Below are 14539 nucleotides of genomic sequence, written 5' to 3' on the forward strand. Positions count from 1 at the left end.
GGCGCGCACCGACCCACGCAGGGAAAAAACGTGTCATGAGGTGAAATCCTTTACTGCAGTGCGGATCTGGTCTGTCGTCTCGAACACTGTCGGGTCGGTGATGCGCTCGATCGTTCCGTCCGGGTGGAGGAGAAAGCTCAAGGGAAGGACCGGCGGTGCCGAGAGCGCGTCCAGGACGCTGCCGCCGTCGATGTAGTTCGGATAGCGGACGCCCAGTTGCGTGAGCAGCGCGGCCGCGTCCTCGGGCCGGTCCTCGACGTCGATTCCGATGACTGGGATCGCGTCGGGTTCTGCGGCGTAGGCATCGAGTACCGGCATCTCGGTCCGGCACGGGCCGCACCAGGATGCCCACAGGTTGATCAACGTCACCTCACTGCCGAGAACGTCGGCGAGATCGACATCGTCGGCGCTGCCGATGCAGCGCGCTATCACTCCCGCCAGCGGACCGCCTTCGCGCGGTACCGGCGGCGGACACATCGGTAGCGCTGTTGCTCGTGCCGCGTCATCCGGCGGGCGGGACAATGTGGGTTCGGGTCCGACCGGAGCGACATTGTTGGCGATGGCCTCGGACGGGCCGCCCTCGACGCCACCGGAGCGGGGCCACAGTGCGACGATCGATGCAACGACAACGACGAGCATGACGATCGACCAGCCGCGCGTCATCGCCGTGACCTTCTTTCTCGAGAGAGCGGCAGAGGGGCGAACGGTACGTCGCGGATCATAGGAGCGTGGACCAGTACGACCAGAAACGCTGCGCGATCAGGGCGATGAGGACGAGAAACCACACGGTCAGCGGAATCGAGTGATTGCGAATCAGCGAGTCAAGCCGTAGCCGAAACCATTGCCCAAGAGCGGATTTCGACCTGGCGCGGTCGAGGTTGCGCAGCGTGACGTACCAGAAGACCGGTACGGTGACCGCCCACACCGCCATGCAGTAGGGGCACAGGGCGCCGATCTCGTACAGGCTCTGCGCGATCAGCCAGTGCACGAAGACTGCGGCAGCAGTGACACCGACCTGCACTGCGCCCCAGAACCACTGTGCGAACACCGCACCGGCGAGAAGGGCGGCACCCACTGCCGCCACGACGGCGAAGCCTGCGATCCCGAGAAGGGAATTGGGAAATCCGAACGCAGACGCCTGCGGGGTGTCCATCACCGATCCGCAGTTGAGCACCGGGTTGATGCTGCAGGTCGGGGCGTAGGCGGGATCGAGCGCCAGAGCGAACTTTTCTACCGTGAGCACGAACGCGGCAGTCAGGCCGATCAGGCCGCCCACCAACAGCAGCCAGGGCAGGCTCCGGCCGAACGATCCACCTTGTCGGGTCTCGTTCGCTGGGAGGTCAGCCGAGTGCAGCGTCGAGGGCATCGGCGAGGTCTCCGTAGGTGGTGGGTTCGATCTTGGTGCCGTTGAGGAAGAACGTCGGGGTGCCCTGCACGCCGAGCGCGATCCCGTCCGCGACGTCGGCCTCGATGCGCGCGAGCGTCGCAGGGTCGGTGTAGGCGGCATCGAAGGCGCTCATGTCGAGCCCTTGCTCGACGGCGAAGCTGCGGAACAACTCGTCCTGCGGAACCTGCTGTTCGCCCCACTGCGCCTGCGTTTCGTACATGCGCTGATACATGGCCTCGAATCCGCCCTGCTGGGCCGCGGCCTCGACTGCGCGTGCGGCTCGTTCGGCATTGAAGTGGGAGGCGATCGGAAAGTAGCGGGCCACGAAGCTCACCCGGTCGCCGTACTCTTCACGCAATTGCTCGATCGCCGGGTAGGCCGATCGGCAGGCCTCGCACTCGAAGTCGAGGAACTCCACGAACGTGACCCGGCCGTCGGGCACCGAGTTCAACCGATGACTGTTCTCGCGCACCGCAATCGAGGCAGGGTCGGTCGCGGCCTGCTCGGCGGCGGCAGCATCCGGAGACCCCGATCGATCCACCACCAGAAATACAGCCAACGCGGCGGCGAACACGATCACCAGGGACAAGGAAATCTTCAACGCTCTGCTCATACAACCACCTTCTCGATTCGTTCGGACTGATCAATGGGCCCGATATGGGCGTTTCGACCGCTATGACACTAACAATCGTACGAACGTTGACTAATGGTCCTTCCCTAACGATCGCATGATTGTTAGATTGTGCCCATGGCCTTGGAACCTCTGGACTCGTGCGATCTGTTGTGTATGGACCTCCCTTACGCCGAGAGAGTGCGCGCTACTCTGCCCGCGGTCGGCGATATCGAACCGGTAGCCGACGCTGCCCGAGCATTCGGCGACCCCACCCGACTGACCATCGCGCTCGCGTTGAACGCCGGCGGGCAGATGTGTGGCTGCGACATCGCGTGGATCGTGGGACAGAGCCAGAAGCTGGTCTCCCACCATCTCCGCAAACTCAAAGCCGCGGACGCCGTCACATCGAACAGAGACGGAAAGTTGGTCATGTATTCGCTCACCGACCGCGGCACCCGACTGCTCACGACACTGACCGAGGCACTGCCCACCGCCTCGGCCACCGCTGAAGTCACCGGGGTCGATCATGGCTGACGCGTGCTGCGGACCTACCCCGGCAGCGCCGACCACCGAATCCACTGCTGACGGTGCGGACACGGGAGGTCCAGCTCCAACCGATGCACTCCCGAGGTTGTGGCAGGTCCGCGAGCTGCAACTCGCCTCGGCCGCCACGATCATCCTCGGCGCATCGTGGTTGCTCGGTCGAACGGGTGCCGATGCGGTTGCGACCGTCGGCGCTCTGATCGCTGCCGCGATCGCCGCCGTCACCTTCGTTCCCGCGACGGTGAGAAATCTGCGACACGGACGCATCGGTGTCGGCACGCTGATGACGATCGCGCTCCTCGGTGCCATCGCATTGGGCCAGATCCCCGAGGCCGCGATGCTCGGTATCTTGTTCTCCGTCGCCGAGGGACTCGAGGAATACGCGGTCACCAAGACCCGCCGCGGACTGCGCGCACTCCTGTCGTTGGTGCCGCCGACGGTATCTGTCCTGCGCGGTGGAACCGAGCAGGCCCTGTCCCCCGACGATGTCGTGATCGGGGACATCATGGTGCTGCGGCCGGGTGAGCGAGCTGCCACGGACGGCACCATCGCTCGCGGTTCGACGAATCTGGACGTGTCTGCGATCACCGGCGAGTCCGTGCCCATCGAAGCCGGTGTCGGTGACGAGGTGCATGCCGGTGCCATCAACGGCGGCGGGGCCATCGAGGTCACCGTCACCGCGCCGGCATCGGAGAGTTCGCTTGCTCGCATCGTCCGCATCGTCGAACAGGCCCAGGACCGAAAAGGGGCCGGCCAACGGCTCGCGGACCGTATCGCACGTCCGCTCGTGCCCTCGATCATGGTTCTCGCCGTACTCGTCGCCGGCGTCGGTGCGGTGCTCGGTGACCCCATGTTGTGGCTCGAACGCGCACTGGTGGTCCTGGTCGCGGCATCACCGTGCGCGTTGGCCATCTCGGTGCCGCTGTCGGTGGTGGCGGCGATCGGGGCTGCGAGCCGCAACGGGGCATTGATCAAAGGCGGTGCAGCAGTGGAAGAGCTGGGCCGCATTCGCGTCGTCGCCTTGGACAAGACCGGCACCCTCACCGCAGGACGACCGGAGGTCGTCGACGTCGTCACCGCTGCGGGAATCGGCCGCGACGCCGCGCTGGCTGTTGCTGCTGCGCTCGAAGCGCGCAGCGAGCATCCACTCGCCCGCGCCGTACTGGCCTCCGTATCGACCGTCGCGGCAGCCGATGATGTCACTGCCATCGCCGGGCACGGCCTGACCGGCACCCTCGACGGCTCCGCGATCAGGCTCGGGAAACCGAGCTGGTTCGACACACACCCCAGCTCCGAGGAGTTCCACGCCGACGTCGCTCGTCTGCAGAGCAGCGGTGCCACAGTCGTTCTCGTCGAACGCGCCGGAGTTCTGATCGCTGCGATCGCCGTCCGCGACGAACTGCGGCCCGAGGCCGCCGAGGCTGTCCGCCAACTCACCGCGCTCGGTATCGACACTGCGATGCTCACCGGCGACAACGCGCTCACTGCGCAGGCGCTGGCGACCCAGGCGGGCATCACCGCCGTCCACGCCGAACTACTGCCCGAGGACAAAGCGGCCCTGCTGACCGACATCGCGGCCGGACGCAAGATTGCGATGGTCGGCGACGGCATCAACGACGCTCCCGCCTTGGCGACCGCAGATGTCGGTATCGCCATGGGCGCGATGGGAACTGACGTTGCCATCGAGACCGCCGATGTTGCCCTCATGGGGGAAGACCTCCGGCATCTACCGCAGGTGCTGGCCCACGCTCGACGCGCCCGGCGCATCATGATCGAGAACATCGCCTTGTCGATTGCCATCATCGGCGTGCTCGTCCCACTGGCTGCTACCGGTGTCCTGGGCTTGGCCACCGTGGTGCTCGTCCACGAACTCGCCGAAGTCCTGGTCATAGCCAATGCGATTCGCGCCGCCCGCACCACGCCCTTGGACGGGTTCGTGCCACCGCCCGCGGCGTCCGGTGCCCTCAACGTCACGATCGCACCCGCAGCGGCCTTCGAGGATGCCTGCTGCGCTCCGGCTCCGACGCCGAGGAACACCGCACCTGCATCTGGGAACCTACTGGCCTCCACCACCGCAACGTCACCGTCGGCGATCGGAGCAGACGATGGCAGCTCCGGGTGCTCGGATGGATGTACCTGCTGCACATCGACCCCCGCGTACGGCGAACTCTTCCGCGGAAAGAGGTAGAGACCTGTGAGCGGTGATCGAACTGCACGCAGGCTCTACAAGATCGAAATGACCGCAGCAGCAGGGGCATCGACAACAGAGGTGCGCTGGTACCACCTCGAACGAGCACACATCCTCTCGCAGCCCTATCCGTGGTTGCATACTCGCAACCACGCCGCGATGTTGAAAGCTGCGGTGACAGAACACGATCGGCGCGAATCCTGGGGCCAGTTGATTCGGATCGTGGTCGCTGCTCCAGGATCGTGGTCGGGGCGATACCCGGCCGGTAACACCGGCCGGGTCGAGGCGGGACTGATGTCGCCGATGCCCATTCCGCAGGACCTTGCGGACGCGCTGGGGGGCACGTAGCGGGAGTCATCAGTTCAGGCCTGCGTAGGAGTGCAGCCCGGAGACGACCATGTTGATGATGAACAGGTTGAACAGCATCGCCACGAATCCGGCGATGTTGATCCATGCTGCGCGGGTGTTGCGCCATCCGCTGGTGGCGCGGGCGTGCAGGTAGGAGGCGTACACGATCCAGGTGATGAAGGAGACCGTTTCTTTCGGGTCCCAGCCCCAGAATCGGCCCCATGCGGCTTCGGCCCAAATGGCACCGAGGATGACGCCGACGCCGAAGAGCGGAAATGCGAAGATCGTGGTCTTGTACGCCACGATGTCCAGAGTCTGAGCGGAGGGCAGACGGGCGACGATCCGGCTGGCTCGACTACCCGAGGCCTCGGGATGCTTCATGCGGATCAGGAACAGCGCGCTCGCAACCCCGGAGATCAAGAACACCCCGCTGCCGAGCGAGACGATCGAGACGTGCACCGGCAGCCAGTACGACTGCAGTGCCGGTACCACCGGTGCTGCGTTGGCGTACAGCACGGTGCCGGCGACGAACAGGAGAATCAACGTCGGCACCAGGACGAACAACCACAGGGTGCGCAGTTGCTTGGAGCGCAGCACCACCAGTGCAGCCAGTACACCGGCCGCGCAGGTGACCGAGACGAATTCGTACATGTTGCCCCACGGCGGGCGGCCGGCGGCGATCCCGCGAAGAACGATCGACCCGACATGCAACGTCAGCGCCACCATCACCAGCCCGAGTCCGGTACGGCCCATGCGTTCGGACGGAACCCGCCGGGGTGCGTCGGGAATGCGACCGGGCGTCGACGATGTCGCTGCGATCACCCGCGTGCGCAGTCGCTCCATATTGTGCAGCTCCGCGCTACGGGTCGTCGCGAGCTGACCGAGGAATGCGATTGCTGCGAGGAGATAGACCACGAAGGCGGTCTCGAAGCTGATGTCGCTCCAACGGGCGAGGGTGTCGTCGATCGGCATGGTGTTACACCGTTTCTCTGTCGTGGGTCTCGGAGTCGCTCGAAGTTGCCTGCGGCCAGATCTGTGACCGGAGGGTCTGGAATTCGGGTCCCCAGCCGGCGTGATCGGTGCGAGCCAGGCCGCCCATGTCCACTCGCGAGAGACCGTGTTCGCCAAGGTGGGCCCGGAACCAGACGCGGCGGCGTGTGATGACCAGGGACACCAGCAGTCCGGTCATCATCGTGACCGCGAACACGAGGACCCACCGCTGCGCGGGGTCGTATCCGACCTGGAGATTCGCGAATTCCTTGGCACCGTCGAACCGGACGAGAGTGCCGTCGGAGAGGGTTGTCGATTCTCCGGGCCGCAGGTTGACCCGGTCTTGTTTCACCAGCCGGCCCTGGTTGATCATCTCCTGGTCCAGGGAGAAGATCGACTGCGGGATGCCGGTGTCGAGACCGGTGTCGCCCTTGTAGATGTCCACTGCCACAGCGGGATCGACCAATTCCGGGAAGCGGGAGGAGAGCAGATTTCCGTTGAATTGCGCGGTGGGCGCGAAGAGTCCTTCGATGGCGATCTGCCCTCGGCGGCGTTCGGCGGCGGTGGCGTAGGTCCCCCCGGGTGGGTCGAATCGCAGCGCGCCGCTGCTGAGGAACGTGGTGGCGTCGTCGGGGCGGAACTGCAGGGCTTCGGTGCGGGTCTGGCCGTCGGGGAAGGTGACGGTGAACTCGGGGGCGTAGCCGTGTCCGGTGAGGTAGATGCGTTCGTCGCCGAGCCGGAGGGGTTCGTTGACTTTGAGTTGATACTCGCGCCAGGTGTCGGCGGCGATGTCGTCGGCGCTCTGGTAGGAGATGTTCGAGGTGAACATCTCGGCCTGACCGTTCTCGAGGTAGTCGGCGGTGAAATCTCTGACCCGGATACAGAACGGCTCGAGTCCGGTGCCGTCGGTGCTGTTACCGGCGCGAAAGGAGTCGTAGATCGCGGGCGAGGTGTTGCAGAAACCGGGCCCGTTGTCGGCGATGACGATGACCGAGCCTTCGTAGCCGAACAGTTTGCCGATCGCGATAGCGGCGAGCAGACCGATCAGCGAGAAGTGAAACAGCAGGTTCCCGGCCTCGCGGGTGTAGCCCTTCTCCGCCGAGAGAGTCAGTGCCCCATCGGGCTCGGGTCGAACGGCGGTACGCCACCCTTTCAAGTGCCGCGCGATGTCGGCGATCACCTTCTCGGGGTCACCGGCGAGGGTGCCCGAATGATGCAACGGTAGTCGAGTGAGGTTTCGCGGTACTCGAACAGGTTGTGCGCGAAGAGCTTTGCCGTGCTCGATCAACCGGGGAGTCAGACAGCCGATCAGCGAGACGAACAACAGGACGTAGATCGCGGTGAACCAGGAACTCGCGAACACGTCGAACAATTCCAGCGTGTCCATCACCGGCCCGAGAACCGGACGCGCGGCAATGAAAGAATCGACGGCCTGGGTATTGAGATTGCGCTGCGGCAGCAAAGCGCCGGGGACAGCTGCGGCGGCGAGGAGGAACAGCAGCACCAACGCTGTCCGCATCGACGTCAGTTGTCGCCACCGGTTGCGCAGCATCGCCACTGTTCTGCGCACCAGTCCCGGCGAGTGCGCACGGGGGTGTTCGTCGATCGTCATCTCCGCACGCCCTTCACCGACCACCATCTAAATACTACGCGACATAGTAGTTTGCGGGGTTCGGTGTGATGGAGCGTGGTCGGCGCAGCAGCGAGAACGCCAGTGCTGCACCAGCGCCGGTGGCGGCAATCCATTCCGGAACGCTGCCGGTGATCGTCGCCGGGGTGAGGGTGGTGCTCAGTGACACCTCGGTGACGACAGCTGCGGGGGTGAACAGCTCCGTGCGCCCGACGACCTCCCCGCGTGCATCGATGACGGCGCTGACGCCGCTGGTGGCCGACACGACGACGCTGCGCCCGTGTTCGACCGCTCGTACCCGCGACATGGCGAGTTGTTGATAGGTCATGTTCGTCCGACCGAAAGTGGCGTTGTTGGTGGGCACTGCGATCAGCTGGGCACCGGCGCGCACGGAGTCGGTGAGCAACGAGTCGAAGGCGACCTCGTAGCAGGTGGCCACCGCCACGGGCACTCCGGCGAGGTCGAGGACGCCGTTGCCCTGGCCCGGGGTGAAGTTTCCTGCCTGGGCGGCATAGGGAGAGAGTGCGGTGACGATCGTGCGCATCGGCAGGTACTCCCCGAACGGCACCAGTTGCCGCTTGTCGTGCCTCTGCCCGGGCCCGGTGACCGGATCCCACACGATCGAGGTGTTGCTCGTGGTGCCGTCGTCTCGGCGGAGAACCGTGCCGACGAGAATGGGCACACCGACGGCGCGGGCCGCGGCGGCGATACGTGCGGCGGCATCGGGGTTGCGCAGGGGATCGATGTCGGAGGAGTTCTCCGGCCAGATGACCAGATCGGGTGCGCGTACGCGGCCGGAGTCGATGTCGTCGGCGAGCTCGATGGTGCGCTGAACGTGGTTGTCGAGCACCGCTCGTCGTTGGGCGTTGAAGTCGAGACCGAGCCGCGGGACGTTGCCTTGCACCAAGGCGACGGTGACCGTGTCCTGCTGCGGCGGAGCGAACAGTGGGGCCACCATCGTGAGCGCCCCTACAGCAGTGGCCGCACCGATGCACGACGCTGCTGCAGTTCTGCGGGTGATGCGATCGGAGGCAACAGCGCCGGCCAGAGCGGACCCGATCAGCACCACGACGAACGACAACCCCGGTGCGCCGATCAACGCAGCCAGAGGCAGCAGCGGCCCGTCGGATTGACCGAATGCGATGCGGCCCCAGGGGAATCCGCCGAACGGGATCCTAGATCGTGCCGCTTCCATCGCCACCCAGGCGCTCGCCACCCAGACCGGCCCCCACGGCAGTCGCGACATCCGATCCGCTACTGCGCCGAACATCGCCACGAAGAGGGCTTGAACGACGGCCAGCGCCAGCCACGGCACCGATCCGACGTACTCCCCCACCCACGGCAGCAGAGGCACGAAGAACGCCGAGCCGGCAACGAAGCCGTAGCCGGCCCCCGCACGCGCCCCTCGCCCGCGCACAGCCAACAGCAGCATTGCAATTGCTACCGGAGCGAGAAACCACAGATCTAGGGGCGGGAACGTGGCGTACATCGCCAGCCCCGAAGTTGCCGCTGCGGTCAGACGTGCCCAGGTTCGGGGCCCTTCACCTCGACTTGTCCGATACAGCCGCCACACTCGACCTCGGTCGACGCAGGACGGTCCGGGCCCGGGTTCGGCATCGGGCATCGCCCTCATGACGAGGGTGCCGCCGCCCTCACGGCGACACGACGCATCGGGTGGCGGAGAAATCGACGGTATTCATCAACTACTATGGTGCATAGTATTTCAAGTGTTGGCAAATCCGGGGTCACCTGCACCGTCTGCGGTGCACCCGGACGTACGCACGGTGTACACCCGAGAACGAGGACCAGTGACCCGCTCCCCCATCGCAGCCGCTCGGCTCCGCGCCGCCGCAACCGCCCTTGTCCTGGCTCTGGTCGCTGCCGCTCTACTGGTCGACTACTGGGCGCAGGCGGCGTTGCCCGGCTCGACGATTCCGCTGCGGATACTCGAGCTGCGACTGGCCTTCAATCGCGGAATGGCGTTCAGCCTGGGTGATTCTCTGCCCGTGTGGGTCGTCGTCGCCGTGACGGCGTCGATCACCACCGGGTTGGCGATCTACGGGTGGCGTACCGCGCCTCACGCGGGTCCGGTCACCACGGCAGCGCTGTCGTTGGTCCTCGCCGGTGCACTCTCGAATGTCCTCGACCGGCTCCTCGACGGCGCGGTCACCGATTACTTTCACACCGGTTGGTGGCCGACATTCAACCTCGCCGACATCTACATCACCTGCGGGGTGGTGCTGATGATCGGGGCGGCACTGTTCACGCGAGAGGCCACAAAGATTACCCCTCGGCCCGCAGTGCCCGACAGCGCCGAATCGTGAACTTGCATGAGATACCTCGGTGCTCGAATCGAATGCCCTGCAGTGCAGACACATTCGCGACAGGACAATCTTGCTGATTCGCTCGAACAGTGAGAGTGATCGACACCGGAACGGCTCGAAACATATTCGACCACAACCACCGACAAGCGATCGTCGCCTCTCGCTCACCGAGGCGCACCGAGGCGCACCGAGGGGAACCTGCTGCATGAGCGACAACATCCCGGCGCTACCGCGCCGTATTTTTCTCGCTACGAGCTGCGCTACAGCGTGCCTGGCTGCCGCCGGATGCAGCGTCGGCGAAGCCCCGTCCGGTGAGGACACCGCTTCCGACGGTCCCATCACCTTGTCGGTGAACGATGTTCCTGTCGGCGGTGGAATCGTGCTCGCCGACCGGCAGGTCGTCGTCACCCAACCGGAACCCGGTACCTTCCGGGCCTTCTCGGCTATCTGTTCTCACCAAGGGTGCACAGTGAACCGAGTCCGCAACGGCACGATCGAGTGCCCCTGCCACAACAGTGCCTTCTCGATCACCGACGGGGTGGTCGTGCGCAGCCCCGCTACCGAGCCACTGCCGAACCGCGCCGTGACCAGAACCGTAGATACCCTCACAGTCGACTGATCCATCACCGGGCGGCCGAACATGCGAGGTGGACGGGTTCGGGGTGAACGGTGTCGACCGGGCCGATGTGCGGCAATCGAGGACCCACTCTGTGCCCCCACCCGACTGGTGCCGGTTCCGGTACATCGCTGCCGTGTCGACGACAGCACGGCGTGCCGATCTCGCACCGGGTCGAGACCTGCCTACCAATTGACCTCTCGGCAACGGCCTTCGCCTTCCTGGGGTTCGACCTGCACAGTGGCGTGTTCGAGACCGAACTCGTCGCGGAGAACCTGCTGCGCTGCAGCGAGCACCCGGGGTGTCTCGGCCTCCGGGGCGACCGTCAGATGCGCCGAAGCGACCTCCATCCCCGACGTCAGTGTCCAGATGTGCAGATCGTGTACCTCTTCGACATCGTCGACACCGGTCAGGGCCTTTTCCACGGCGGCGACATCGATGCCCGACGGAGCGTGTTGCAGCAGAATTCGTACGGCATGACGCCCCAGAGTGAATGCACGCGGCAAAACGAACAACCCGATGGCGACCGCGATGACCGGGTCGGCGTACCGCCACCCGAACACGACGGTGACCAGTCCGCTGACGAGCACTCCGATCGAGCCGAGCATGTCCGCCATCACCTCCAGATACGCACCCCGAACATTGAGGCTCTCTTTCGCACCACTACGCAGAAGGAGGAACGCGATGAGGTTCATGGCCAGACCGAGCAGTGCCACCAACATGACCGGAATCCCGGGCACCTCCGGTGGGTTCGTGATGCGTTGCGCGGCTTCGTAGAGAATCCACCCAGCGACACCGAAGAGCAGCACTGCATTGAACAGAGCCGCGAACACTTCGGCTCGATACAGTCCGAACGTGCGGCCGGTCTTGCGAGACTGCCGCTGTGCGAGTGTGATCGCCACGATCGCCATCAAGACCCCGAACACGTCGGTGAACACGTGTGCGGAATCGGACAACAACGCCAGCGACGAGGTGGACAGACCCACTACCACCTGCGTCACCAACGTAACCGCCCCGAGACCGACAGCGATCCACAGTCGCCCGAGGTGCTTACCGGATGCGCTCGCCGGCGATCCCGGCTCTATCCCGTGGCCATGTCCGTGTCCCATCGTGGGTACCCCTTCTCGGCGTGGTTCGATAGCAGGAACACAACATATTGCGATATGCGCATATATGCAAGTGTCGTGTTCGCTGGAAGCTGCTGCCCGCGCGGCCGCACTGCGTCGGCGCAGAACTATGATTCGTAGTAGTTCGATCTCGGTTGCGCGACTTGGTCGCGCAGCCGTGCCGATATTGCCGGCCGACAGTTTTCCCGCCACACATCATCCACGTAAGGGGTGCCGCGTCATGGCCACCGACGACATGGCCACCGAAGCCGCACTCTCGACCCGCGGTCCGGTGAATCGACGCTCCGGTTCGCAGGTGATGCTGCTGTGGGCCGCGATCGCGGCAGTGGTGGCCGCTGCGCTCGCGGCGTTGTCGACGTCGCAGGCGCTGATTCTGCTCGGGCTTCCCGATCCGGGACCGATCACGACCTACGGTATTCCGGCGCTGACCGCGCTCGGAGAGGTAGCCGCGGTCGTGGCGGTGGGGTCGTTGCTTCTCGCAGCGTTCCTCGTTCCTCCCCAAATGTCGGGTGTGCTCGCCATCGACGGGTACATCGCCGTCCGCACCGCGGCGAAGGCCTCCGCAGTGTGGGCGGTGTGCGCGGCGGCGTTGGTGCCGCTGACACTCTCGGACGCGTCGGGTCAACCTGTCGGATCCGTTGCGGCGCAACCCGTGCAGTTCCTCGGTGCGATCGGCGATGTCGAGGCCTCCACTGCATGGGCCATCACCTCTGCGGTCGCGGCGATCACCGCCGCAGCATGCGCGGCAGTGTTGCGGCATCGGTGGACCCCCGCCTTGTTCGCCCTGTCGATGCTCGCGTTGATCCCGCGCGCGGTCACCGGCCACTCCTCGACCGGCGGCAATCACGACATCGCGACGAACTCGTTGATCCTGCACATCCTCGCCGCCGCTCTGTGGGTTGGCGGACTCCTCGCACTTCTCGCTCATGCGCTGCGCGGGGGTGGACACCTTGCCGTCGCGACCCGCCGCTACTCGACGCTCGCTCTGGTTGCGTTCGTGATCATGGCGGTCTCCGGAGTGGTCAACGCTGCCGTGCGAGTACCCGTGACGTCGCTGTGGGATTCGACGTACGGCGCTCTGATACTGGCGAAGATCGCAGCCCTGGCGATCGTGGGGACCCTCGGGTGGATACAGCGACGACGAACGGTCGGCGCTCTGGCCCACGATCCCGAGAACCGCAGATCCCTGATCACGTTGTCGATGATCGAGACCCTCGTTCTCGTCACCACAGTGGGCCTGGCGGTTGCACTCGGTCGCACTCCCCCGCCCCCGCCGCAGGACGCCTCGCTACCTCAGGCGCACGAAGAAGCCTTGGGCTACGTGTTGGACGGCCCGCCCACCGCTGCGCGGTTGGCGTTCGAGTGGCGTTTCGACCTGGTGTTCGGCTCCGCTGCGGTGATCGCGGCCGTCCTGTACCTGGTGGCCGTGCGGCGCCGCCGGCGGGCAGGCCTGCCATGGCAGAGGCGGTGGACAGCGAGCTGGTTGATGGGCACTGCGGTGCTGCTCGTGGCGACCTCGTCCGGGGTCGGGCTCTACAGCCCGGCGATGTTCAGCGTGCACATGGCGGGACTGACCGCGGTCGCCATCGCCGTGCCGTTGCTGTTGGTCCTCGGCCGACCGGCCACCTTGTTCGCCTCGGTCCTGCCGACCGCGCCGGCAGCCGACGCACCGGGCTCGCGCGAATGGCTCCGGGCTGCATGGCACAGCCGAGCAGCCCGGATCGCGATCCACCCGTGGGTCAGCACCACGGTGTTCCTGAGCAGCTTCTACCTGCTCTACCCCGGCGGACTGTTCGACACCGTCGCCGACTCGCATGTGGCACACATGGTGATGAAGGGCTGGTTCCTGACCGTCGGGATGGTGATGTTCTGGGGCACGGTCGGCGAAGACCCGGTACCGAGACCGATCGCGGGACTGACGAAGTTGCTCGCGAGTATCACCGCATTGGCCGGGTTCGCATTCTTCCTCGTCGTGACGATCGATCTCGAGACCGCGCTCGGAGCGAGCTTCTACAGCGGACTGCGTCTGGACTGGAACGCAGACCTGCTGGCCGACCAGCGGCGCGGCGGCACTCTTGCGTGGGGCATCGGCGAGTTGCCGTTGCTCGCTGCCGCGGTTCTCGCCGCGGTCCGGTGGTCGGCGGCCGACGAGAGCGCGGCACGGCAACGAGACCGCCGAATCGACGATCAAGGTGATACCGAACTCGAGGCGTACAACACCATGCTCGGTGGCCTGTCCTCTCGGCGCGATCACCCCTGATACCCGAAACGCCCAGCCCTGTTCCGGTGCGGATGTCGTAGCCCGGCGGGATGTCGTAGCCCGGCGGGATGTCGTAGCCCGGCGGGATGTCCTCCGAGGACCGTGACCAGCGGTACGGACGAATCCGGGTCGAGTGGGATGGAAAAACTATGCTCGATAGTAGTAACCTGTGGCCTGACCGTCACCATTTCGTTATCTCGAGCGAGGCCACGGCCTCGTAGCCACCAAGGATTGTGATCTTGGCCCGACACCGCACACCCGATCCGATCGACGACGACTACGCAGCGCCGGCACCCGGCGTCGCGGTCTCGATGCCCGTCGGCAACAGGCCGACGGCGCTCATCGATCACCCCCGTCATCGACACGCCGGGTTCGCACCCTCGCGTTTCGTGACCGAGTCGCCCGCCGAGACCGTGTACTCCGACAATCGGTCGCAGGACGAGCACACGCCTTCGGCGCAGACGCCCGCACCGGATGTACCCGCTCACGCGGTCAGCGCCGCCTGGGACACCG

13 protein-coding genes are annotated in these 14539 nt (G+C 65.6%); 6 read left to right on the top strand and 7 right to left on the bottom strand.

What is annotated here, in order from left to right:
- Positions 1–33: 33 nt before the first annotated feature.
- The 3 genes from CH276_RS12375 to CH276_RS12385 are packed head-to-tail and all read right to left on the bottom strand — an operon-like array spanning position 34 to position 2000.
- Positions 34–663 (bottom strand): TlpA family protein disulfide reductase, encoded by a 630-nt coding sequence (locus CH276_RS12375; protein ID WP_094629844.1) that lies wholly within the window; start codon positions 661–663, stop codon positions 34–36.
- Positions 664–718: 55 nt separating this feature from the next.
- A complete protein-coding gene (locus CH276_RS12380; protein ID WP_094629845.1) occupies positions 719–1366 on the bottom strand; it encodes a vitamin K epoxide reductase family protein in 648 nt (215 codons plus the stop codon).
- Positions 1341–2000, bottom strand: coding sequence for a DsbA family protein (locus CH276_RS12385; RefSeq protein WP_032370897.1), 660 nt, complete (start codon positions 1998–2000; stop codon positions 1341–1343). Before CH276_RS12385 ends, CH276_RS12380 begins: the two co-directional genes overlap by 26 nt.
- Before the next feature lie 135 nt (positions 2001–2135).
- Here CH276_RS12385 and CH276_RS12390 point away from each other — a divergent pair, with 135 nt between their 5' ends.
- From CH276_RS12390 to CH276_RS12400, 3 genes are read left to right on the top strand one after another with little or no spacing between them, the layout of a single operon-like run.
- Positions 2136–2534, top strand: coding sequence for an ArsR/SmtB family transcription factor (locus CH276_RS12390; RefSeq protein WP_094629846.1), 399 nt, complete (start codon positions 2136–2138; stop codon positions 2532–2534).
- Entirely contained in the window at positions 2527–4731 is a 2205-nt protein-coding gene (locus tag CH276_RS12395) for a heavy metal translocating P-type ATPase (protein ID WP_094629847.1), read from the top strand. The genes CH276_RS12390 and CH276_RS12395 overlap by 8 nt, the downstream gene beginning before the upstream one ends.
- 6 nt (positions 4732–4737) lie before the next feature.
- On the top strand, positions 4738–5079 hold the full coding sequence (locus CH276_RS12400; protein ID WP_254924065.1) for a DUF3703 domain-containing protein: 342 nt from the start codon (positions 4738–4740) through the stop codon (positions 5077–5079).
- 9 nt (positions 5080–5088) lie between these two features.
- Here CH276_RS12400 and ccsB read toward each other — a convergent pair whose 3' ends face one another.
- The 3 genes from ccsB to lnt are packed head-to-tail and all read right to left on the bottom strand — an operon-like array spanning position 5089 to position 9188.
- A complete protein-coding gene (gene ccsB, locus CH276_RS12405; protein ID WP_094629849.1) occupies positions 5089–6051 on the bottom strand; it encodes a c-type cytochrome biogenesis protein CcsB in 963 nt (320 codons plus the stop codon).
- Positions 6052–6055: 4 nt separating this feature from the next.
- Positions 6056–7681, bottom strand: coding sequence for a cytochrome c biogenesis protein ResB (resB, locus tag CH276_RS12410; RefSeq protein WP_254924066.1), 1626 nt, complete (start codon positions 7679–7681; stop codon positions 6056–6058).
- 34 nt (positions 7682–7715) lie between these two features.
- Positions 7716–9188 (bottom strand): apolipoprotein N-acyltransferase, encoded by a 1473-nt coding sequence (gene lnt / locus CH276_RS12415; protein WP_254924067.1) that lies wholly within the window; start codon positions 9186–9188, stop codon positions 7716–7718.
- Positions 9189–9507: 319 nt separating this feature from the next.
- On the opposite strand from lnt, the gene lspA reads away from it, so the two are divergent.
- Positions 9508–10023 (top strand): signal peptidase II, encoded by a 516-nt coding sequence (gene lspA / locus CH276_RS12420; protein WP_052054828.1) that lies wholly within the window; start codon positions 9508–9510, stop codon positions 10021–10023.
- Between the two features lie 205 nt (positions 10024–10228).
- Positions 10229–10642 (top strand): Rieske (2Fe-2S) protein, encoded by a 414-nt coding sequence (locus tag CH276_RS12425; protein WP_057479439.1) that lies wholly within the window; start codon positions 10229–10231, stop codon positions 10640–10642.
- Positions 10643–10824: 182 nt separating this feature from the next.
- Here the strand turns inward: CH276_RS12425 and CH276_RS12430 are convergent, their stop codons facing one another.
- Complete coding sequence (locus CH276_RS12430; RefSeq protein ID WP_032370892.1) at positions 10825–11748, bottom strand: cation diffusion facilitator family transporter; 924 nt, start codon at positions 11746–11748, stop codon at positions 10825–10827.
- Positions 11749–11986: 238 nt separating this feature from the next.
- Between CH276_RS12430 and CH276_RS12435 the strand changes: the two genes are divergently transcribed.
- Positions 11987–14026 carry a cytochrome c oxidase assembly protein gene (locus CH276_RS12435; protein WP_094629851.1) on the top strand — a complete coding sequence of 680 codons (2040 nt, stop codon included), beginning with the start codon at positions 11987–11989 and terminating at the stop codon, positions 14024–14026.
- Positions 14027–14539 lie beyond the last annotated feature (513 nt).

This window comes from Rhodococcus sp. 06-470-2 (assembly GCF_002258235.1).
Classification (GTDB): domain Bacteria; phylum Actinomycetota; class Actinomycetes; order Mycobacteriales; family Mycobacteriaceae; genus Rhodococcoides.

What these genes read in the sequence shown, in the direction of transcription:
- ccsB (WP_094629849.1), bottom strand. Translation starts at nt 6,051, where the DNA reads ATGCCGATCGACGACACCCTCGCCCGTTGGAGCGACATCAGCTTCGAG.
- CH276_RS12395 (WP_094629847.1), top strand. Translation starts at nt 2,527, where the DNA reads ATGGCTGACGCGTGCTGCGGACCTACCCCGGCAGCGCCGACCACCGAA.
- resB (WP_254924066.1), bottom strand. Translation starts at nt 7,681, where the DNA reads ATGACGATCGACGAACACCCCCGTGCGCACTCGCCGGGACTGGTGCGC.
- lnt (WP_254924067.1), bottom strand. Translation starts at nt 9,188, where the DNA reads ATGTACGCCACGTTCCCGCCCCTAGATCTGTGGTTTCTCGCTCCGGTA.
- CH276_RS12430 (WP_032370892.1), bottom strand. Translation starts at nt 11,748, where the DNA reads ATGGGACACGGACATGGCCACGGGATAGAGCCGGGATCGCCGGCGAGC.
- CH276_RS12380 (WP_094629845.1), bottom strand. Translation starts at nt 1,366, where the DNA reads ATGCCCTCGACGCTGCACTCGGCTGACCTCCCAGCGAACGAGACCCGA.
- CH276_RS12425 (WP_057479439.1), top strand. Translation starts at nt 10,229, where the DNA reads ATGAGCGACAACATCCCGGCGCTACCGCGCCGTATTTTTCTCGCTACG.
- CH276_RS12390 (WP_094629846.1), top strand. Translation starts at nt 2,136, where the DNA reads ATGGCCTTGGAACCTCTGGACTCGTGCGATCTGTTGTGTATGGACCTC.
- CH276_RS12435 (WP_094629851.1), top strand. Translation starts at nt 11,987, where the DNA reads ATGGCCACCGACGACATGGCCACCGAAGCCGCACTCTCGACCCGCGGT.
- CH276_RS12385 (WP_032370897.1), bottom strand. Translation starts at nt 2,000, where the DNA reads ATGAGCAGAGCGTTGAAGATTTCCTTGTCCCTGGTGATCGTGTTCGCC.
- CH276_RS12375 (WP_094629844.1), bottom strand. Translation starts at nt 663, where the DNA reads ATGACGCGCGGCTGGTCGATCGTCATGCTCGTCGTTGTCGTTGCATCG.